A 19,174-nucleotide genomic window follows, 5' to 3' on the forward strand; every position below is an offset into this window, starting at 1 on the left:
AACGTCGGCAAGCTCAAGCAGGCAAGGCAGACCAAAAAGAACAATCGAAGGAGCATCTGGGTGCCAACGGAGAGGCAACGGGCAGCAGAACGAGGCCCCCCAAGCGGCCGCCGTGGAACTGGCTTTGCCAGGCCACAGGCGGCGCCCCCTTGAGGGGGCCGGCGCAGCCGGTACGGGGTGGGCCTATTTCTTCTCGGGCTCGTTCTTCTTGCCCTTGTTCTCGGGGATGTAGTCGCTCCACGGATCGGCCACCACGGGACCGGGCGTCTTCCACACCACGTTGAACTGGCCGTCGGCCTTGACCTCGCCGATGAACACCGACTTGTGCAGGTGGTGGTTCTTCTCGTCCATCTTGGACGTGATCCCGGACGGTGCCGTGAAGGTCTGGCCCGCCATGGCGGCGATGACCTTGTCGGTGTCGGTGCTCTTGGCCTTGGCCACGGCCTGCGCCCACATGTTGATGCCGATGTAGGTGGCCTCCATCGGGTCGTTGGTCAGCGGCTTGTCTTTGTGGCCAGGGATGTTCTTGGCCTTCGCGTAAGCGGCCCACTTCTTGATGAAGGCATCGTTGGTGGGGTTCTTGATGGTCATGAAGTAGTTCCACGCGGCCAAGTGGCCTTGCAGAGGCTTGGTGTCCACGCCGCGCAGCTCCTCCTCACCCACGCTGAAGGCCACCACCGGCACGTCGGTCGCCTTCAGGCCTTGGTTGCCCAGCTCTTTGTAGAAGGGCACGATGCTGTCGCCGTTGATGGTGGACACCACGGCAGTCTTCTTGCCCTCGCTGGAGAACTTCTTGATCTTGGCGATGATCGACTGGTAGTCGCTGTGGCCGAAGGGCGTGTACTCCTCCAGGATGTCGCTGTCCGGGATGCCCTTGCTCTTCAAGAAGGCGCGCAAGATCTTGTTGGTGGTGCGGGGGTACACGTAGTCGGTGCCCAGCAGCACGAAGCGCTTGGCCCCCCCGCCGTCCTTGCTCATCAGGTACTCCACCGCGGGAATGGCCTGCTGGTTGGGCGCCGCGCCCGTGTAGAACACGTTCTTGCTCAGCTCTTCGCCCTCGTACTGCACCGGGTAGAACAGCAAGGAATTGGTTTGCTCGAACACCGGCAACACCGACTTGCGACTCACCGAGGTCCAGCAACCGAACACCACGGCCACCTTGTCTTGGCTGATGAGCTGCTTGGCCTTTTCGGCGAACAGCGGCCAGTTGGAGGCCGGGTCCACCACCACGGGCTCGAGCTTTTTGCCCAGCACGCCACCCTTGGCGTTGATCTCGTCGATGGCCATGAGCACGGTGTCTTTCAACACCGTCTCGGAAATGGCCATGGTGCCGGAGAGCGAGTGGAGCACGCCCACCTTGATGGTGTTGGAAGCCCAAGCGGGCACGGCGGTGAAAGCGGCCAGCGCGAGGCTGATGGACGTAAGTGCAGAACGGCGAAGCATGGGGGGAATCCTCCGGTGGATGAAGTGAGGGCGGAACAGCTGCCGTTGCGCAGTGCAGCAATCAACGTGCCATGCCCTTCAGCCCTTGCACATCCCGTTTTCCGCTGCATGGCGATGCGCCATGCGCCGGTCTGGTGCATCGCACGCACCAGCGCTCTCAAGTGGTGCGCGCAGGGGGCTTCAAAGAGTCCACGGCCTGGCCATGGCTGACCCGACAACCGGCCAGCACCCAAGCGCCAGGGTCCGGCTGCGATGACGGATGCAAGGGCCAAGCCGCGGCCAAATCGAACACCACCTTCACCTCGGGCTTTTGGCGCATCGCCCTCGCCTGACTCACGGAACCATCGGGGTGACTCATGAGCCCTCCCTCCAACCACACTCACAACAAGCATCAATCTGCATGACAAGTCTCCCGGCCGAGGCGGGCAGTCAGAACAACAACGGACACTCGTTCGCAATCCCCGTGCCAAGCTGGCCTGAGCTTTGCCTACTGCCGAGGCATCCGGCGCCACGCGCTGCACAATCCTTTCGAACTGAACTTGCCCTCACGCCATGGACCTGACGCCTCGCGAGAAAGACAAGCTGCTGCTCTTCACGGCAGCGCTCTTGGCGGAGCGGCGACGTGCTCGCGGGCTGAAGCTCAACCATCCCGAAGCCGTGGCCCTCATCAGCGCTGCGGTGCTGGAAGGGGCTCGCGATGGCAAGACGGTGGCCCAACTGATGAGCGAAGGCCGTCAAGTGTTGAGCCGCTCCGATGTGATGGAAGGGGTGCCGGAAATGATTCCTGACATCCAGGTGGAAGCCACCTTCCCCGACGGCACCAAGCTGGTGAGCGTGCACCAACCCATCACCTGAACGAGCCTTGTTTGCCATGATGAAACGCTTGCGTCTGTTCACCGTCACCGCTCCATTGGCCTTGGTGCCCGCTCTGGCCTACGCTCACAGCGGCGACCATGGCATGGCTGGCTTTGCTGCTGGCTTTGCCCACCCCTTGACGGGGCCAGATCATTTGGCGGCCATGTTGGCGGTGGGCTTGTGGAGCGCCCTCGCCAAAGGGGAGCTGAAGCGAGCCGTATGGGCGCCCGTTGTTTTTGCGGCGACCCTTCTGTTGGGCGCATTGGCCACCATGCTGGGCGACTGGCAAGCGCTTTGGGTGGAGCCTGGGATCGCGGTGTCCTTGTTGTGCCTTGGCCTTTTGGTGGCGTGGCGGGTCAACCTGTCGCGTTGGGTGGGCCTGGTGCTGACCGTGGTGTTTGCGTTGGCGCACGGGGCAGCCCACGGCACTGAACTGCTCGGCTTGGGCAGCCTGGCCGGCATGGTGCTGGCCACGGCCGTGTTGCACAGCGCCGGTCTGGCGTTTGGCCTGCTGATGCGCCCCACGGCCATGCGCTGGAGCGAGGGCCTGGGCGCCACGCTGATGACCTTCGGCGCGCTGCGCTTGGCTGGAGTTCTATGAGCGCCCCCGGTCTCACCATGTTCGCCCCCCCCCGAGGGGGCCCCGCGCTCCGTGGGGCGGCCCTGCGGAGCGCGCGCTGATCCCGGGCGAGGTGCTGACCGACGACGGCGACCTCGTCCTCAATCCGGGGCGCCGCACCCTCACGCTGAAGGTCGCCAACACCGGCGACCGCCCCATCCAGGTGGGCTCGCACTACCACTTTGCCGAAACCAACGCGGCCCTGGCCTTCGACCGCGAGGCCGCGCGCGGCATGCGGCTGAACATCTGCAGCGGCACCGCCGTTCGCTTCGAGCCCGGCCAAAGCCGCACGGTGGAGCTGGTTGACCTGGGTGGCGACCGGCAGGTGTGGGGCTTCCGCGGCCTCGTCAACGGAGCGCTGTGATGGCCACCCTCAGCCGCCGTGCTTACGCCGAGATGCTCGGCCCCACCGTGGGCGACCGCCTGCGCCTGGCCGACACCGCCTTGGTGATCGAGATCGAAGACGACTTCACCCTGCGCGCCGGCGGCTACGGCGAAGAGGTGAAGTTCGGTGGCGGCAAGACCGTGCGCGACGGCATGGGCCAAAGCCAGCGTCCCAACGGCCCCACGGCAGCCGATGCCGTGGACACCGTCATCACCAACGCCGTCATCGTCGACCACTGGGGCATCGTCAAGGCCGACATCGGCCTGCGCGGCTGCCGCATCGCCGCCATCGGCAAGGCCGGCAACCCCGACGTGCAACCGTGCGTCGACATCATCATCGGCCCGGGCACGGAAATCATCGCGGGCGAGGGCTTCATCGTCACCCCCGGCGCCATCGACACGCACATCCACTTCATCTGCCCGCAGCAGATCGAAGAGGCGCTGATGTCGGGCGTGACCACCATGATCGGCGGCGGCACCGGCCCGGCCACGGGCACCCTGGCCACCACCTGCACGCCAGGGCCGCAGCACATCAGCACCATGCTGAAGGCGGCCGATGCCTTCCCCATGAACCTCGGCTTCCTCGGCAAAGGCAACGCCAGCCGACCCGAAGCGCTGGTGCAGCAGATCGACGCCGGCGCCATCGGCATGAAACTGCACGAGGACTGGGGCACCACGCCCGCGGCCATCAGCAACTGCCTGGACGTGGCCGAGCTGACCGACACGCAGGTGGCCATCCACACCGACACGCTCAACGAGAGCGGCTTCGTGGAGGACACCATCGCCGCCTTCAAGGGCCGCACCATCCACAGCTTTCACACCGAAGGCGCGGGCGGCGGCCACGCGCCTGACATCATGAAGGTGGTGGGCTTGCCAGAAGTGCTGCCCTCCTCCACCAACCCCACGCGCCCGTTCACGATCAATACGCTGGACGAGCACCTGGACATGCTGATGGTGTGCCACCACTTGGACGCCGGCATCGCCGAGGACCTGGCCTTTGCCGAATCCCGCATCCGCAAGGAAACCATCGCCGCCGAAGACATCCTGCACGACCTGGGCGCCATCAGCATGTTCTCGTCCGACAGCCAGGCCATGGGCCGCGTCGGCGAGGTCGTGATCCGCTGCTGGCAAACGGCTCACAAGATGAAGGTGCAGCGCGGCACCTTGCCGGGTGATACGGATCGTCATGACAACGCGCGGGTGAAGCGCTACATCGCCAAGCTCGGCATCAACGGCGCGCTGGCCCACGGCGTGGCGCATGAGGTGGGCAGCATCGAGGTGGGCAAGTGGGCCGACCTGGTGCTGTGGAAGCCGGCGTTCTTCGGCGTCAAGCCCGCGCTCATCATGAAGGGCGGCTTCATCGCCGCCGCCGCCATGGGCGACCCCAACGCCAGCATCCCCACGCCGCAGCCGGTGCACTACCGGCCCATGTTCGGCGCTTACGGCGGCGCTTTGGCACAGGGCTCACTCACCTTCGTCAGCCAGTGCGGCCAAGCCCATGCCGAAACGTTGGGGCTGAGCAAAACCTTGAGCGCCGTGCGCGGTTGCCGCACCGTCAAGAAGGCGGACATGGTGCTGAATCACTACCTGCCGAAGATGGAAATCGACGCGCAAACCTACGAGGTGCGGGCCGACGGCGTGCTGCTCACCTGCGAGCCCGCCAGCTTGCTGCCGATGGCGCAGCGCTACTTCTTGTTCTAACGACGCACTCCGGACAATGCAGTCGATAGCCTTGGTCGGGTCATGACGCATGTCAGGCAGCTGAGTCCAGCCTCTTGGGACCAACTGGCACCGCACTCGGTGCACCATGGTCTGCCTCAGTGCTGAACTGCGCCTGAGCGTTCGTCCAAGGCTCGACAAGCAATGAATGAAAAGCAAGACCGAGCGATCGTCCGGGTTGATGCCCTGCGGCGGGGCGCCTTCTGGGCATGCATCACCGTTGCACTGGGTTGTGCATTGGGCCTCTTGGCTCTGGCGCGCTTTGAAGGCAGGCCCTTGGTCCAGCAGGAGACCGCTTCTCCCACTGGTTCGGAATCTGCCGCAACGGCAACCCAGGCATCTCGGCAAATGCCCCCGAGTGCGGCGAATCCAGCCAGCGGCATTGAGCCCGCCTCGGAGTCGCTGTGGCCAGCGCCCAGCTTCCTGGGCCAAGCTGTGGGTGCGGTTGGGTTTGCCCCCTTCGTTCAGGCGGCTCACAGCAAGGGCACCATCGAGCAGTTGTCGGAAGCACTCTCGGTGCTGGAGGAATGCGCAAGGATTGACCGAGAGATCGAGCTGGTGCACCGCGACCGGAAGCCAAATGGGCTCGACAACAACCTGCTGCGCCAGTACCAGGCCATCAGTCGCGCCTGCCAAACGATTGGGCCGGCTGAGCGTGCCCTGCGACTGCCCATGTTGAAGCAGCTGGCCAACAGCAGCGCAGAGGCGAGCGTTCGCTACTTTCTTGCGCTTCGTTCCGCTGGCGTTGAACCCTCAGTACTGTCTGAAGCCTTGATGGCGATCCACAAGTGGGCTCTGCGCGGCGATTTGGCGTCGGCCGTCTTTCTGGCCCACTCGTCCTCGGCAGCCGATTTGGGGCCGGTTGAGCAGCGTGCGCTCTTGCTTGCCTTGCGCGCCATGGCCAACGGCAGTGCGGAAGACCTCATGCACTTTGACCATCCTGGCTGGAAAACGCCTGCGCAGCGGCCACTGTCGCCAGCGAGCTTGGAGGCCCAAGCTCAGGTGCGCAGCCAGATCATCTTGGCTGACATGCAGGCGGCACGCGCCGCCCGGTGATCGATGGCAATGTGTGAATGTTTTTGCCTCGGCTCGTCGACGGCCCGCAGTCTTGATGCGGGGGTCGCACCGGTTTGTCTCCCAGTCGGCCCAAGCTCACGCCGAGAGGCTTGGCGTCGAGAGGACGCTGAGCGCCGTGCGCGGCTGCCGCACGGTCAAAAAGGCGGACATGGTGCTGAACAACTACCTGCCAAAGATGGAGATCGACGCACAAACCTACGAGGTGCGCGCCGACGGCGTGCTGCTCACCTGCGAGCCGGCCAGCGTGCTGCCGATGGCGCAGCGCTACTTCTTGTTCTGACGCCCCACCAAACCCGCACGGCGCACGCGATCCACGCCTTCGGCGACGATGGCGGGCTCGCGACCCGTGCCGCGCCCAGGGCCTCTCGATGAAACGACGTCACATCCTCCAAGCCAGCCTCAGCCTACCTGCCGGGGCCGCTGCCGCCACGGCCATGGCCGACTTCCCTTGGCGCGACGCCAGCGCCGCGCAGCTGGCACAAGCGCAACGCGAAGGCCGCGCCACGGCCTTGGGCCTGACGCAGGCCTACTTGGCCCGCATCGGCGCGCTGGACCGCGCGGGCCCGCAGCTGCGCAGCGTGATCGAGCTCAACCCCGAGGCCGAGGCCATCGCCGCCGCGCTGGACGCCGAGCGCGCCGCCGGCCGGGTGCGCGGCCCGCTGCATGGGCTGCCGGTGCTGCTGAAGGACAACATCGCCACCGGCGACCGCATGGCCACCACGGCCGGCTCCATCGCGCTGGCGGGTGTGTCGGCCGCCAAAGACGCCCCGCTGGTGGAACGCCTGCGGGCCGAAGGCGCGGTCATCTTGGGCAAGACCAACCTGTCCGAATGGGCCAACTTCCGCGGCAAGGCCTCCGTCAGCGGCTGGAGTTCGCGCGGCGGCCAAACCCGCAACCCCTACGCGCTGGACCGCACGCCCAGCGGCTCCTCTTCGGGCACCGGCGCCGCGCTCGCTGCGAACTTCGCCGCGCTGGGTGTGGGCACCGAAACCGACGGCTCCATCACCTCGCCGGCCTCGGTGCAAGGCCTGGTGGGCATGAAGCCCACGCTGGGCCTCGTGTCGCGCCGCGGCGTGATCCCCATCGCCCCCTCGCAAGACACCGCCGGCCCTATGTGCCGCAGCGTGGCCGACGCCGCCTTGCTGCTCTGGGCCCTGGCCGGCGTCGACCCCGGCGATGCAGCCACCAAGGCCCAGCAAGGCCGCTTTGACCGAGATGCCCTGCTGCAGTTGCCACCCCAGGCCCTGCGCGGTGCCCGCTTGGGCGTGGCCACCAACCTGGTGGAAGGGCACGGCCGCGCCACCGTGGCCCTGTTCGAGGCCTCGCTGCAGCAACTGGAAGCCGCAGGCGCCACCCTGGTGCGCGAACCCCTGCCGCAGTGGCCGGCGATGGGCGCGGGCGAGTTGGACGTGCTGCTGCACGAGATGGCCCCGGCGATGGCCGCCTACCTCGCCGAGTTCGCGCCGACCGCGCCGTTCAAAACCCTGGCCGACTTGCTGGCCTTCAACCGCGCGCACCCCGAAACCCTGGCCCTGTTCGGCCAGGAGTGGTTCGAGGCCTCGGTCGCCACCGTGGCTGCGGGCGGCCTGAAGGCGCCGGGCTACCGCAAGGCCCTGAGCAACGGCCGGCGTGCGGCACGGGCCCTGGGCATCGACGCCCTGATGCGCAAGCACGGGCTGGTGGCCATCGTCGCCCCCACCACCGGCCCGGCCGGCTTGATCGACCCCGTCAAGGGCGACCAAGACGGCACGCCTTCGGCCACCACACCGGCGGCCGTGGCCGGTTACCCCCACGTCACCGTGCCCATGGGCCAGGTGCAAGGTTTGCCCGTAGGCCTGTCGTTCTTCGGCACGGCCTGGAGCGACGCCCGCCTGCTGGCCCTGGCCGCCGATTACGAACAACGCAGCCGCCTGCGCCGCGACCCCGAATTCCGGGCCAGCGCCAGCGCGGTTTGACCCAACTCCAAGGCACAACCCTCATGCTTCACGCTTCCAAACGCATCGCCGGCGGTGCCGGCTTGGCACCCGCCCTGCTGAAACGCGCGCCCACGCTCGATCTCGACTGGGACACCCGCGAGAAAAGCCGCTTCGGCGCCACCGACAGCGCGGGGCGCGAGCTGGCCGTGCTGCTGCCCCGCGGCACCGTGCTGCGCGGCGGCGACGTGCTGGTGGTCGACGACGGGTCGCTCGTTCGCGTTCAAGCCGCCCCCCAAGCGGTGCTGCAAGTGCGCCATTGCAGCGCCCACGGCAGCCCCTTCGACCTGCTGCGCGCCGCCTACCACCTCGGCAACCGCCACGTGCCTTTGGAATTGCAGCCTGATTTGTTGCAACTCGAACCCGACCCCGTGTTGGCCGACATGCTGCGCCGCCAGCACCTGATCGTGACCGAGGCGCAAGCCGCCTTCGAGCCCGAGGCCGGCGCCTACGGCGAAGGGGCGGGGCACGGTCATCACCATGGGCACGACCACACGCACGACCACACGCACGAGCACGGGCACGACGGAACCCATGCACACGGACCCGCTCCGGCTCGCAAGGCCTTCGCCATCCCGGTGGTGGCTGCCAGCGCACCAGCGCACGTGCACGGGCCCGGCTGCGGTCATGCCCACGGGCACTGACACGGGCGCCAGCGACGCGCTGCTGCACCTGCTGTGGCTGGCCTCGCCGGCCCTGCCGGTGGGTGGCTTCAGCTACTCGGAAGGCCTTGAAGCGGCGGTGGACGCCGGCGTGGTGCACGACGAAGCTAGCGCGGCCGAATGGCTCTTGAACCAACTGGCGCTGGTGCAAGCCCGTGGCGAGCTGCCCGTGGTCGCGGCAGCCCACCAAGCGGCCCTGGCGGGCGATGCCGAGCGCCTGGCAGCGCTCAACGCCTGGGTGCTGCAAACGCGCGAGGCGTCCGAGTCGCTCCAGCAAACGCAGCAGATGGGCCGCAGCCTGCTGGTATGGCTGCAAGGCCTCGTGCCCGAGGCCCCGGTGCTGCCCCTGCTGCAAGCGCTCGCGCCCGCCCCCACCTGGCCGGTCGTCATGGGCTGCGCCACGGCCACGCGCGGCGCGGCGCTGGCGCCCGCGCTGCAGGCCATCGCCTTCGGCTGGGCCGAGAACCTCACCCAAGCAGCCGTGCGCGGGGTGCCCCTGGGCCAAACCGCCGGCCAGCGTTTGTTGGCACAGCTCGTGCAAGCCATTCCAGCGGCGGTGCAAACGGCGCTGGAGGCCTCCGAGCCGATGGCCTTCGCCCCCATGCTTGGCATCCACGCCGCGCGCCACGAAATCCAGTACTCGAGGTTGTTCAGATCATGAGCTTGCTCCACACCATCCCCGGCCGCACCAAAAAGCTACCCCCGCTGCGCGTGGGCATCGGCGGCCCCGTCGGTTCCGGCAAAACCACCTTGCTGGAAATGCTCTGCAAGGCCATGCGCGATCGCTGGGACCTCGTCGTCATCACCAACGACATCTACACGAAGGAAGACCAGCGCCTGCTCACCGTCTCTGGCGCCCTGCCGGCCGAGCGCATCATGGGCGTCGAAACCGGCGGCTGCCCGCACACCGCCATCCGCGAAGACTGCTCGATCAACCTCGAGGCCGTGGACCGCATGCTGGACAAGTTCCCCGACGCCGACATCGTCTTCGTCGAGAGCGGCGGCGACAACCTCGCCGCCACCTTCAGCCCCGAGCTGAGCGACCTCACCGTTTACGTGATCGACGTGGCTGCTGGCGAGAAGATCCCGCGCAAGGGCGGGCCCGGCATCACCAAGAGCGACCTGTTCGTCATCAACAAGACCGACCTGGCCCCGCACGTGGGCGCCAACCTGGACGTGATGCGAAGCGACACCGCCCGCATGCGCCCCACCAAGCCTTGGGTGATGACCAATCTCAAAACCCAGGCCGGCCTGGACGAGGTCATCCGCTTCATCGAAACCAAGGGCCTGCTCGTTGCAACGTGAACCCGGCATCCGCTGGCCCGCGCGCCTGGCCCTGAACGCGCGCGACGACGCCGGCGCCACCCGCGTGCACGCCGAGCACGACGGGCCGCTGCGCCTGCTCAAGACCCTCTACCCCGAAGGCCCGGGCGTGGCCCACGCCGTGCTGGTGCACCCGCCCGGCGGGCTGGTGGGTGGCGACCGGCTCGACGTCCAGTTGGACGTGCAGCCCGGCGCCCACCTGCTGGCCACCACCCCCGCCGCCACCCGCTACTACCGCAGCGTGCAGGGCGAGGCCGTCCAGGCCGTTCACGCCCGCGTGGCCCCCGGCGCGCGGCTTGAGTGGCTGCCGCAGGAAACCCTGGCTTACCGCGGCTGCCTGGGGCGCAACGAGCTGCGCTTGCAGTTGCAGGGTCAACTGATCGCCAGCGAACTGCTGGCCCTGGGCCTGCGCGAAGCCCATTTGCCCTTCGACCACGGCGCGCTGCTGCAGCACCTGGAGATCGAGGGCCTGTGGCGGGACCGCGGCTGGCTGCGGGCCGAGGACCGCGCCCTGCTCGACGGCCCCTGCGGCCTGGCCGGCCACCGCGCGCTGGGCACCTTGCTGATGGCCCAGGCCGAGCCCTTCGCGCCCGGCCTGGCCGAGCGCCTGCTCGACGACGCGCGCAGCGCGATCGCCGACAGCGGGCTCACCGCCGGCGCCACCCTGCTGCAAGGCCGCCTGCTGCTGCTGCGGCTGCTGGCGCACGAGTTGGAGCCGGCCACGGCGCTGATCCGCCGCGTGCGCGGCCTGTGGCGCCAGCAGGCTTGGGGCCTCGCGCCCCAGGAGCCGCGCATCTGGGCGACCTGAGTTCGCCCAGGTCAAGCTCTGGCGAATTGAGCGCGCCCTGAACAAAAAAGTGCAGCCGAAGCTGCCCTTGGGGTGACGCAAGCGCTCGCTCAGTTGCGGCTCTTGTCCACCATCTTGTTGGCCTTGATCCAGGGCATCATGTCGCGCAGCTTTTCGCCCACGACCTCGATCGGGTGCTCGGCCACCAGGCGGCGGCGGCTGATCAGGGTCGGCGCGCCGGCTTGGTTTTCCAGGATGAAGCTCTTGGCGTACTCGCCGGTCTGGATGCGGCGCAGCGCTTCCTTCATGGCGGCCTTGCTTTGCGCGGTGATCACCTCGGGGCCGGTCACGTACTCGCCGTACTCGGCGTTGTTCGAGATCGAGTAGTTCATGTTGGCGATGCCGCCCTCGTAGATCAGGTCCACGATCAGCTTGAGCTCGTGCAGGCACTCGAAGTAGGCCATCTCGGGGGCGTAGCCGGCCTCGGTCAGGGTCTCGAAGCCCGCCTTGATCAGCTCCACCGCACCGCCGCACAGCACGGCCTGCTCGCCGAACAGGTCGGTCTCGGTTTCTTCGCGGAAGCTGGTTTCGATGATGCCGGCCTTGCCACCGCCGTTGGCCGCGGCGTAGCTCAAGGCCAGGTCACGCGCCTTGCCCGTGGCGTCGGCGTGCACGGCGATCAGGTGGGGCACGCCGCCACCGCGCTTGTAGGTGTCGCGCACGGTGTGGCCGGGGGCCTTGGGCGCCACCATCCACACGTCCAAGTCGGCGCGCGGCTGCACCTGGCCGTAGTGCACGTTGAAGCCGTGGGCGAAGGCCAGCGAAGCGCCTTGCTTGATGTTGGGTTCGATGTCCTTGCGGTAGACGGCGGCGATCTGCTCGTCGGGCAGCAGCACCATCACCACGTCGGCGGCCTTCACGGCCTCGGCCACCTCGGCCACCTTCAAACCGGCGCCCTCGGCCTTGCTCCAGCTGGGACCGCCGCGGCGCACGCCCACGGTGACGTTCACACCGCTTTCGTGCAGGTTCAGCGCGTGGGCGTGCCCTTGCGAGCCATAGCCAATGATGGCGACTTGCTTGCCCTTGATCAGCGAGAGATCGGCGTCTTTGTCGTAGTACACGTTCATGGTTCAGTTCTCCAATTCAGGGCGTCAAATCAAACACGAAGGATGCGCTCGCCGCGGCCGATGCCGCTGGCGCCGGTGCGCACGGTTTCCAGGATGGCGGTGCGATCCACCGCGTCAATGAAGGCATCGAGCTTCGAGCCGTCGCCGGTGATCTCGATGGTGTAGGTCTTCTCGGTCACGTCAACGATGCGGCCGCGGAAGATGTCGGCGGTGCGCTTGAGCTCTTCGCGCTCCTTGCCCACCGCGCGCAGCTTCACGAGCATCATTTCGCGCTCGATGAACTGGGCTTCGGTCAGGTCCACCACCTTCACCACCTCGATGAGGCGGTTCAGGTGCTTGGTGATCTGCTCGATCACCTCGTCGGAACCCGTGGTCACGATGGTCATGCGCGACAACGACGGGTCTTCCGTGGGGGCCACCGACAGCGACTCGATGTTGTAGGCGCGGGCCGAGAACAGGCCCACGACCCGACTCAGCGCGCCGGCTTCGTTTTCCAGCAAAACGGCAATGATGTGCTTCATGGCGCGCTCCTCACAGGTCCTCGGAGCCGAGCAACATCTCGGTGATGCCCTTGCCGGCTTGCACCATGGGCCACACGTTCTCGCTGGGGTCGGTGCGCACGTCCAAGAACACGGTGCGGTCTTTGAGGCGCATGGCTTCGCGCAGCGCGCCTTCCACGTCACCGGGCTTCTCCACCAAGAGGCCCACGTGACCATAGGCCTCGGCCAGCTTGACGAAATCGGGCAACGCGTCCATGTAGCTGTGGCTGTAGCGGCCGCCGTAATCGAGCTGCTGCCACTGGCGCACCATGCCCAAGTAGCGGTTGTTCAGGGAGACGATCTTGACCGGTGTGTGGTACTGCTGGCAGGTGCTCAACTCTTGGATGCACATCTGGATCGAGCCTTCGCCGGTGATGGCAAACACGTCGGCGTCGGGCTTGGCCAGCTTGATGCCCATGGCATAGGGCAAGCCCACGCCCATGGTGCCCAGGCCGCCCGAGTTGATCCAACGACGCGGCTCGTCGAACTTGTAGTACTGCGCGGCCCACATTTGGTGCTGGCCCACGTCGGAGGTGATGTAGGTCTCGCGGTCGCGGGTCAGGTTCCAGAGGGTCTCGACGACCATCTGCGGCTTGATGAGGGTGTCGCTGGGCTTGTAGGCCAAGCAGTTCTTGCCCTGCCAGTCTTTGATCTGGCGCCACCAGGCGTTCAGGTCTTCGGGTTTGGCGCGCTCGTTGGCTGCGCGAATCTGCACGATCAACTCCTGCAGCACGTCTTTCACATCGCCCACGATGGGGATGTCGACCTTCACGCGCTTGGAGATCGACGAGGGGTCGATATCGACGTGGATGATCTTGCGCTGCACCTGCGCAAAGTGCTTGGGGTTGCCGATCACGCGGTCGTCGAAGCGCGCCCCCACGGCCAACAGCACATCGCAGTGCTGCATGGTCATGTTGGCTTCGTAGGTGCCGTGCATGCCCAGCATGCCCAGAAAGCGCGGGTCGGTGGCCGGCATGGCGCCCAAGCCCATCAGCGTGTTGGTGACGGGGTAGCCCAGCAGGTCCACCAACTCGCGCAGTTCGCGATGCGCCTCGCCCAGAATCACGCCACCGCCGGTGTAGATGTAGGGGCGCTTGGCGCTGAGCAGCAACTGCACGGCCTTGCGAATCTGGCCCGAGTGGCCTTTGCTGACCGGCTGGTACGAGCGCATCGAGATCGCCTTCGGATACTCGAACGCGGTCTTGTGCAAGGAGACGTCCTTGGGGATGTCCACCACCACTGGGCCCGGGCGGCCGGTGCGGGCGATGTGAAACGCCTTCTTCAGCGTCACCGCTAGCTCACGCACGTCCTTGACCAAAAAGTTGTGCTTGACGATCGGGCGCGTGATGCCCACGGTGTCGCACTCTTGGAATGCATCCAGGCCGATGGCGGGCGTGGGCACCTGCCCGGTGATGATCACCATGGGGATCGAATCCATGTACGCGGTGGCGATGCCGGTCACCGCGTTGGTCACCCCGGGGCCGGAGGTGACGAGGGCCACACCCACCTCGCCGGTGGCGCGGGCATAGCCGTCTGCCGCGTGCACGGCCGCCTGTTCGTGGCGCACCAACACATGGTGGATCGTGTCTTGCTTGTACAGCGCGTCGTAGATGTAGAGCACGGCCCCGCCGGGGTAGCCCCACAAGTACTTGACGTTTTCGGCCTGCAGGCAGCGCACGAGGATCTCGGCGCCCATCAGCTCGGGCAGGTCCGGGGCGGCATCGGTGCGTGTGTCAGCACCCGCCGCAAAACTTGCGGTCGTTGTCATCATCAACCTCCAAGGCGTTCACCATGAACACCAATCGGTGACCCTCCCCACGAACTCATGGTCCGGGCTCGGGGCTTACCCTCCGGACTCCAAGCCGAAGGAGCGGCCATGATAGGCGCCCATGCTTCGTTTTTGGCGAAGGGACGATGGCGCCGCTCGACACAGGCACCCGGCGGCACCGCGTCGCTTCAGGCTGGTCATAATCGTTACTTTTCGCCCGTTTCCGCCCGCTTTGGCCACCGACGCCGACCTCAACGAATTCCTGCGTTCCGTGGAACGGCGCGCGTTCAAGCGCACGGCCTACATGGTGCGTGACGACGATGCGGCGCTTGACATCGTGCAAGACGCCATGATCCGGCTGTCTCAGAGCTACGCCCATCGCCCCGCCGAAGAGTGGCCGATGCTATTCCAGCGCATCCTGTCCAACGCCACGATGGACTGGTTTCGCCGGCAAAAGGTGCGGAACGCGGTGCTGGTGAACCTGTCCGACTTCGAAGGCGACGACAGCGAAGACGGCTTCGACCTGCTCGAAGCCCTGGATGGCGGCGACGGTGCCCTGGGCGCCATGAGCGCGGGCGATGAAGTCGAACGCACCCAACTGGTGCAACTCATCGAACTCGAAATCCAGAAGCTTCCGGCCCGTCAACGGGAAGCGTTCTTGCTGCGTTACTGGGAAGAATTGGACACTGCAGAAACCGCCAGCGTCATGGGATGCTCCGAAGGCAGCGTGAAAACGCATTGCTCTCGGGCTGTCCAATCGCTGGCCAAGGCCTTGAGAGCCAGGGGATTGGAACGATGAGCAAGCACCGCACGACGACACCGGGCGACGCCTTGGGCCGACAACTGGCTCAAGCTCTGGACGATGCCCCCCTGCCCGAGGGCGTGGCCCAGCGCTTGGCCCTGGCACGCGAAACCGCGGTGGCCGCTGGGGCCCTGGCGCGCGAAACCCGCTGGGTCGCCGAGGCCATCCCGGCAGGGGCGGCGGGTGGCGCATCTTCGGGGCGCCGCGGCCAAGGCCGCTGGGTTTGGCTGCTCTCGGGCGCCGTGCTGACGGCGGGTTTGGTGGCAGTGGGCCAGAGTCAGTGGATGCAGCAGGTTTTGGGCGTGGCCCAAGCGGACGCTGCCCTGCTGAAGGACGCGCTGCCTCCCAACGCCTACGGCGACCCGGGTTTCACGGAATACCTGGACGAAAAGCCCGAGGCTGAGACCCCGTTGCCGGAAGACACGGAAACCGTCGACAAATGAAGGCCCTGCTCTTGGCCCTCGGTGTGTGCCTGCTGTTGGCAGGCCCTTGGGTTGCTCAGGCTCAAGCCTTGTCCGGGCCGGTGGTTCCGCTGGCAGCGGCCAAGCCTTGGTCGTCGTTGAGCCCCCAGCAGCAACAGGCCTTGGCCCCACTCGCCTCGCGTTGGACCGATCTGAACGCCGCCGAGCGAGACCACTGGCTGGCCCTGGCCGCCCAGTTGCCCACCATGAGCTCGGCCGACCAAGCTCGCCTGCAGGACCGCATGCAGGCCTGGGCACGCATGAGCCCCGATGAGCGGCGGACCGCCCGTCAAGGATTTGCCGGCGCACAGCGGATGAGCGAGTCCGAACGCCAAGCCCGTTGGGAGGCCTACCAGCAGTTGCCGGAAGACCGTCGGCAAGCCCTGCAAGCCCGCGCAGCGCAGCGGGCGGCGTCGGCGCCCGTTGCCGCCCCCGCACGGCCGGGTGCGACGAGTCTGCAGCCAGGACAGCGGAGCGTGGCCACCGCGCCTTGGGCACCACCGCGCCGCAGCGTGGCCGAACCCGCCACCCCGGCCAGCGCGCCGTTGCCGGCGCCGTGAGCACGGCGAGCGCCGCCCCAGCGACGACACCCGAGGGGCCCCGCCCCGCCAAGGTGCGGGTGCGGGTGGCCTGCGGGGTGTACGAGGGGCTGTTGGTGTTTGGCGTTGCGGCCGTCGCCAGCCTCTTGTACGGCTTGGTGGTTCGCCCTCCCGGCGACGTCAGTTGGGGATGGACTTACCAAGTCTTTGTGTTGGCGGTCACGGCGGGCTACTTCGCTTGGTTCTGGAGCCGGGGCGAAACCCTGGCGATGAGCACGTGGCACTTGCGCCTGCGCATGGCAAGCAGTCACGCCACGGTGACGCCGACCCGTGCGCTGCTGCGCTTCGCCATCAGCCTGCTGGCCTTCATGCCGGGCCTGTTGACCCTGCACCTGGCCGGCCTGGACACGGCACGGGGTGCCTGGGCCTTGGTGATGGGCGCCAACATCCTGGGCTACGCCCTGCTGGCGCGCTTGCATCCCAGCCGGCAGTTTCCACACGACTTGCTCACCGGCACGGAAGTCGTGTTCGTGCCGGGGCGGCGCCTGAAGCGCCGAGGCGAAGGCTGATCAGATCGCTTGGTTGTCGGTCTCGCCGGTGCGAATGCGGATGACCTGCTCCACGGCCGTCACGAAAATCTTGCCGTCCCCAATCTTGCCCGTCTTGGCGGCGCGCAAGATGGCCTCGATGCTGCGCTCGACGTCTTCGTCCTTGACCACCACCTCGACCTTGACCTTGGGCAGGAAGTCCACGACGTACTCGGCACCCCGGTACAACTCGGTGTGACCCTTTTGGCGACCGAAGCCCTTGACCTCGGTCACGGTGAGACCGGAGACACCCACATCGGCCAGCGCTTCGCGGACTTCGTCGAGTTTGAAGGGCTTGATGACGGCAGTGATCTGTTTCATGGCGGGATCTTTCAGGCTCGGAAGCGGTTGGTGATGGGGTAGCGCCAGTCGCGGCCGAAGCTGCGGTGGGTGATGCGGATGCCGATCGGCGCCTGTCGGCGTTTGTACTCGCTGATTTTGATCAGTTTTGTCACCCTCTCGACCTGAGCGGGGTCAAAACCTTCAGCCAGCAGTTGTTCGACGGACGCATCCTCTTCCATGTAGCGAGCCAAGATGGCATCGAGCACGGGGTACGGCGGGAGGCTGTCCTCGTCCTTCTGGTCGGGGCGCAACTCGGCGGAGGGCGGTCGGTCGATGATGCGCTGCGGGATCACGGGAGCGGGCCCCTGCCGGTTGCGCCAGTCGGCCAGTTGAAACACCAAGGTCTTGGCCACGTCCTTGATGACGGCGAAACCACCCGCCATGTCGCCGTACAGCGTGCAGTAGCCCGTGGCCATTTCGCTCTTGTTGCCGGTGGTGAGCACCAGGCTGCCGAACTTGTTGGACAGGGCCATCAGCAAGGTGCCACGGATGCGGGCTTGCAGGTTTTCTTCGGTGGTGTCGGCGTCGCGACCCTCAAAGAGGGGTGACAGGCTGGCGTTGAAACCTTCGAACAAACCAGAGATGGGGATCTCGTCGTACCGAACGTCCAGGCGCTCGGCCATGTCGCGGGCGTCGATCCAACTGATGTCGGCGGTGTAGGGCGAGGGCATCATCACCGCGCGCACCCGGTCGGCACCCAGGGCATCCACCGCGATGGCCAGCACCAGGGCCGAGTCGATGCCGCCAGACAAGCCGATGATGGCGCCTGGAAAACCGCCCTTGCCCAGGTAATCGCGCACGCCAAGGGTCAGGGCGCCCCACACTTGCGCCTCAAGATCGGGCAGGGGCATCACCGGGCCGCGCAGGTCGGTGTCCAGCACCAGCAGGTGCTCTTCGAACAGGGGCGCGCGAGCGGTGATGGCGCCTTGGGCATCCAGCACGAAAGAGCCGCCGTCGAACACCACCTCGTCCTGCCCACCCACCAGGTGGGCGTACAACAGCGGCAGGCCAGTGGCGCGGGCGGTGGCGGCCATGCGGGCTTCGCGCTCGGCCGGTTTACCCACGTGAAAGGGGCTGGCGTTGAGCACCGCCAGCACCTCGGCACCCGCCGCACGAGCAGCCTGGGCGGGTTCGTCGAACCAAGCGTCTTCACAGATCAGCAGACCGACGCGGCACCCCCCGATGTCCACCACGGTGGCGGTTTGGCCGGCATCGCGGCCCGACACGAAGTAGCGGCGCTCGTCGAAGACTTGGTAATTGGGCAACTCACGCTTGGCGTAGGAGGAGAGAACGCGGCCGCCTTGCAACACCGCGGCGCCGTTGAAACCCCGGGGTGCTTGTTGGGACCGGCTTTGCGCGGGCGCCTGCGGCAAAGGCAGGGGCAGGCCCACCACCACGGCCACGGGCAGGGTCGCCAACTCCTGGGCCAGGGCCTGCAACTGCGCCTGGCACGCGTCGATGAAGGCCGGGCGCAGCAGCAAATCCTCGGGCGGATAGCCGCACAGGCTCAGTTCGGGCGTGACCAGCAGTTGCACGCCCTGGCCCGCGGCCTCGCGGGCTGCCTGGACGATGCGGGCGGCGTTGCCGGGGAGATCGCCCACGGTGACGTTGAGCTGGGCGAGCGCGATGCGCAGCGACATGGATCGGGTTCCTGGATGAAAAACGGCGGCCCGCGGGCCGCCGTGCATCATGCCCTGAAGGGGCTCACTTCTTTGACTTGGCGGCCCAGGCGGCCATGCCGTCGGTGATTTCCTTCTTGGCGCCATCGACACCTTCCCAACCGATGACCTTGACCCACTTGCCCTCTTCCAGGTCCTTGTAGTGCTCGAAGAAGTGCTGGATGGCCTTCAGGCGCGAGGGGTTCAGGTCCTCGTAGCTCTTCCACTGGCTGTACAGCGGCAGGATCTTGTTGGTCGGCACGGCGATCAGCTTGCTGTCGCCGCCAGCCTCGTCGGTCATCTTCAAGATTCCAAGCGGGCGGCAGGTGACCACGACGCCGGGGATCAGGGGCACCGGGGTGATGACCAGCACGTCCACCGGGTCGCCGTCGTCGGCCAGGGTCTGCGGCACGTAGCCGTAATTGCACGGGTAGTGCATGGCGGTGCCCATGAAGCGATCCACGAACAGGGCGCCAGAGTCTTCGTCGACCTCGTACTTGATGGGGTCG

At 66.9% G+C, this 19,174-nt stretch carries 22 protein-coding genes and 1 pseudogene; 15 read left to right on the top strand and 8 right to left on the bottom strand.

All coding sequences use genetic code 11. The features are described from left to right. Positions 1–183: 183 nt before the first annotated feature. The gene (gene urtA, locus O9335_RS11220; RefSeq protein ID WP_298387989.1) at positions 184–1,443 is read right to left on the bottom strand and encodes an urea ABC transporter substrate-binding protein; all 1,260 of its coding nucleotides are present in this window, start codon (positions 1,441–1,443) and stop codon (positions 184–186) included. Positions 1,444–1,600: 157 nt separating this feature from the next. Then, positions 1,601–1,801 carry a hypothetical protein gene (locus O9335_RS11225; protein WP_298387991.1) on the bottom strand — a complete coding sequence of 67 codons (201 nt, stop codon included), beginning with the start codon at positions 1,799–1,801 and terminating at the stop codon, positions 1,601–1,603. Between the two features lie 194 nt (positions 1,802–1,995). On the opposite strand from O9335_RS11225, the gene O9335_RS11230 reads away from it, so the two are divergent. The 11 genes and pseudogenes from O9335_RS11230 (at position 1,996) to O9335_RS11280 (ending at position 10,863) form a co-directional block, all read left to right on the top strand. Further along, positions 1,996–2,298 (top strand): urease subunit gamma, encoded by a 303-nt coding sequence (locus O9335_RS11230; RefSeq protein WP_298387993.1) that lies wholly within the window; start codon positions 1,996–1,998, stop codon positions 2,296–2,298. A 19-nt stretch (positions 2,299–2,317) separates the two neighbouring features. Next, entirely contained in the window at positions 2,318–2,899 is a 582-nt protein-coding gene (locus tag O9335_RS11235; RefSeq protein WP_298387997.1) for a HupE/UreJ family protein, read from the top strand. Positions 2,900–2,975: 76 nt separating this feature from the next. Continuing rightward, positions 2,976–3,281 (top strand): urease subunit beta, encoded by a 306-nt coding sequence (locus O9335_RS11240; RefSeq protein WP_298388052.1) that lies wholly within the window; start codon positions 2,976–2,978, stop codon positions 3,279–3,281. Then, positions 3,281–5,002 (top strand): urease subunit alpha, encoded by a 1,722-nt coding sequence (ureC, locus tag O9335_RS11245; RefSeq protein ID WP_298388000.1) that lies wholly within the window; start codon positions 3,281–3,283, stop codon positions 5,000–5,002. The genes O9335_RS11240 and ureC (O9335_RS11245) overlap by 1 nt, the downstream gene beginning before the upstream one ends. A 366-nt stretch (positions 5,003–5,368) precedes the next feature. Continuing rightward, the gene (locus tag O9335_RS11250) at positions 5,369–6,076 is read left to right on the top strand and encodes a hypothetical protein (RefSeq protein ID WP_298388004.1); all 708 of its coding nucleotides are present in this window, start codon (positions 5,369–5,371) and stop codon (positions 6,074–6,076) included. Between the two features lie 73 nt (positions 6,077–6,149). Continuing rightward, positions 6,150–6,377: pseudogene (gene ureC, locus O9335_RS11255) on the top strand (urease subunit alpha); the annotation flags it as partial. Positions 6,378–6,465: 88 nt separating this feature from the next. Continuing rightward, a complete protein-coding gene (locus tag O9335_RS11260) occupies positions 6,466–8,052 on the top strand; it encodes an amidase (protein WP_298388006.1) in 1,587 nt (528 codons plus the stop codon). Positions 8,053–8,075: 23 nt separating this feature from the next. Continuing rightward, a complete protein-coding gene (gene ureE, locus O9335_RS11265; protein ID WP_298388009.1) occupies positions 8,076–8,714 on the top strand; it encodes an urease accessory protein UreE in 639 nt (212 codons plus the stop codon). Further along, a complete protein-coding gene (locus O9335_RS11270) occupies positions 8,698–9,393 on the top strand; it encodes an urease accessory protein UreF (RefSeq protein ID WP_298388012.1) in 696 nt (231 codons plus the stop codon). The genes ureE and O9335_RS11270 overlap by 17 nt, the downstream gene beginning before the upstream one ends. Beyond that, the gene (ureG, locus tag O9335_RS11275) at positions 9,387–10,037 is read left to right on the top strand and encodes an urease accessory protein UreG (protein WP_298388055.1); all 651 of its coding nucleotides are present in this window, start codon (positions 9,387–9,389) and stop codon (positions 10,035–10,037) included. The genes O9335_RS11270 and ureG overlap by 7 nt, the downstream gene beginning before the upstream one ends. Further along, positions 10,027–10,863: an urease accessory protein UreD gene (locus O9335_RS11280; protein ID WP_298388015.1), complete on the top strand. Its 837-nt coding sequence runs from the start codon at positions 10,027–10,029 to the stop codon at positions 10,861–10,863. The genes ureG and O9335_RS11280 overlap by 11 nt, the downstream gene beginning before the upstream one ends. Positions 10,864–10,952: 89 nt before the next feature. On the opposite strand, the gene ilvC is transcribed toward O9335_RS11280, so the two are convergent. Genes ilvC through O9335_RS11295 form a run of 3 tightly spaced genes read right to left on the bottom strand, consistent with a single transcriptional unit; the run spans position 10,953 to position 14,276 of the window. Next, on the bottom strand, positions 10,953–11,969 hold the full coding sequence (ilvC, locus tag O9335_RS11285) for a ketol-acid reductoisomerase (RefSeq protein ID WP_298388018.1): 1,017 nt from the start codon (positions 11,967–11,969) through the stop codon (positions 10,953–10,955). Positions 11,970–11,998: 29 nt separating this feature from the next. After that, positions 11,999–12,490: an acetolactate synthase small subunit gene (gene ilvN / locus O9335_RS11290; RefSeq protein WP_298388021.1), complete on the bottom strand. Its 492-nt coding sequence runs from the start codon at positions 12,488–12,490 to the stop codon at positions 11,999–12,001. A gap of 10 nt (positions 12,491–12,500) precedes the next feature. After that, positions 12,501–14,276, bottom strand: coding sequence for an acetolactate synthase 3 catalytic subunit (locus O9335_RS11295; protein WP_298388024.1), 1,776 nt, complete (start codon positions 14,274–14,276; stop codon positions 12,501–12,503). A 232-nt stretch (positions 14,277–14,508) separates the two neighbouring features. Here O9335_RS11295 and O9335_RS11300 point away from each other — a divergent pair, with 232 nt between their 5' ends. Genes O9335_RS11300 through O9335_RS11315 form a run of 4 tightly spaced genes read left to right on the top strand, consistent with a single transcriptional unit; the run spans position 14,509 to position 16,647 of the window. Beyond that, on the top strand, positions 14,509–15,075 hold the full coding sequence (locus tag O9335_RS11300; RefSeq protein ID WP_298388026.1) for an RNA polymerase sigma factor: 567 nt from the start codon (positions 14,509–14,511) through the stop codon (positions 15,073–15,075). Then, on the top strand, positions 15,072–15,521 hold the full coding sequence (locus O9335_RS11305; RefSeq protein ID WP_298388028.1) for a DUF3619 family protein: 450 nt from the start codon (positions 15,072–15,074) through the stop codon (positions 15,519–15,521). The genes O9335_RS11300 and O9335_RS11305 overlap by 4 nt, the downstream gene beginning before the upstream one ends. Beyond that, positions 15,518–16,099 carry a DUF3106 domain-containing protein gene (locus O9335_RS11310; protein WP_298388031.1) on the top strand — a complete coding sequence of 194 codons (582 nt, stop codon included), beginning with the start codon at positions 15,518–15,520 and terminating at the stop codon, positions 16,097–16,099. The genes O9335_RS11305 and O9335_RS11310 overlap by 4 nt, the downstream gene beginning before the upstream one ends. Next, positions 16,096–16,647 (top strand): RDD family protein, encoded by a 552-nt coding sequence (locus O9335_RS11315; RefSeq protein ID WP_298388034.1) that lies wholly within the window; start codon positions 16,096–16,098, stop codon positions 16,645–16,647. Before O9335_RS11310 ends, O9335_RS11315 begins: the two co-directional genes overlap by 4 nt. On the opposite strand, the gene O9335_RS11320 is transcribed toward O9335_RS11315, so the two are convergent. The 3 genes from O9335_RS11320 to ppa form a co-directional block, all read right to left on the bottom strand. Continuing rightward, positions 16,648–16,986 (bottom strand): P-II family nitrogen regulator, encoded by a 339-nt coding sequence (locus O9335_RS11320; protein WP_298388037.1) that lies wholly within the window; start codon positions 16,984–16,986, stop codon positions 16,648–16,650. Positions 16,987–16,997: 11 nt separating this feature from the next. Continuing rightward, entirely contained in the window at positions 16,998–18,647 is a 1,650-nt protein-coding gene (locus O9335_RS11325) for an NAD+ synthase (RefSeq protein WP_298388040.1), read from the bottom strand. Positions 18,648–18,711: 64 nt separating this feature from the next. Then, positions 18,712–19,174 (bottom strand): inorganic diphosphatase (gene ppa, locus O9335_RS11330; protein WP_298388043.1); only part of this gene is annotated, 463 nt, incomplete at its 5' end.

Source organism: Inhella sp., from assembly GCF_027532025.1.
GTDB lineage: Bacteria > Pseudomonadota > Gammaproteobacteria > Burkholderiales > Burkholderiaceae_C > Inhella.

Coding starts and splice junctions, on each gene's coding strand:
- O9335_RS11235 (WP_298387997.1), top strand. CDS start 2,318: ATGAAACGCTTGCGTCTGTTCACCGTCACCGCTCCATTGGCCTTGGTG.
- ureC (WP_298388000.1), top strand. CDS start 3,281: ATGGCCACCCTCAGCCGCCGTGCTTACGCCGAGATGCTCGGCCCCACC.
- urtA (WP_298387989.1), bottom strand. CDS start 1,443: ATGCTTCGCCGTTCTGCACTTACGTCCATCAGCCTCGCGCTGGCCGCT.
- O9335_RS11230 (WP_298387993.1), top strand. CDS start 1,996: ATGGACCTGACGCCTCGCGAGAAAGACAAGCTGCTGCTCTTCACGGCA.
- O9335_RS11270 (WP_298388012.1), top strand. CDS start 8,698: ATGCCCACGGGCACTGACACGGGCGCCAGCGACGCGCTGCTGCACCTG.
- O9335_RS11310 (WP_298388031.1), top strand. CDS start 15,518: ATGAAGGCCCTGCTCTTGGCCCTCGGTGTGTGCCTGCTGTTGGCAGGC.
- O9335_RS11320 (WP_298388037.1), bottom strand. CDS start 16,986: ATGAAACAGATCACTGCCGTCATCAAGCCCTTCAAACTCGACGAAGTC.
- ilvN (WP_298388021.1), bottom strand. CDS start 12,490: ATGAAGCACATCATTGCCGTTTTGCTGGAAAACGAAGCCGGCGCGCTG.
- O9335_RS11225 (WP_298387991.1), bottom strand. CDS start 1,801: ATGAGTCACCCCGATGGTTCCGTGAGTCAGGCGAGGGCGATGCGCCAA.
- O9335_RS11305 (WP_298388028.1), top strand. CDS start 15,072: ATGAGCAAGCACCGCACGACGACACCGGGCGACGCCTTGGGCCGACAA.
- ureE (WP_298388009.1), top strand. CDS start 8,076: ATGCTTCACGCTTCCAAACGCATCGCCGGCGGTGCCGGCTTGGCACCC.
- O9335_RS11260 (WP_298388006.1), top strand. CDS start 6,466: ATGAAACGACGTCACATCCTCCAAGCCAGCCTCAGCCTACCTGCCGGG.
- O9335_RS11325 (WP_298388040.1), bottom strand. CDS start 18,647: ATGTCGCTGCGCATCGCGCTCGCCCAGCTCAACGTCACCGTGGGCGAT.
- O9335_RS11250 (WP_298388004.1), top strand. CDS start 5,369: ATGCCCCCGAGTGCGGCGAATCCAGCCAGCGGCATTGAGCCCGCCTCG.
- ilvC (WP_298388018.1), bottom strand. CDS start 11,969: ATGAACGTGTACTACGACAAAGACGCCGATCTCTCGCTGATCAAGGGC.
- O9335_RS11295 (WP_298388024.1), bottom strand. CDS start 14,276: ATGACAACGACCGCAAGTTTTGCGGCGGGTGCTGACACACGCACCGAT.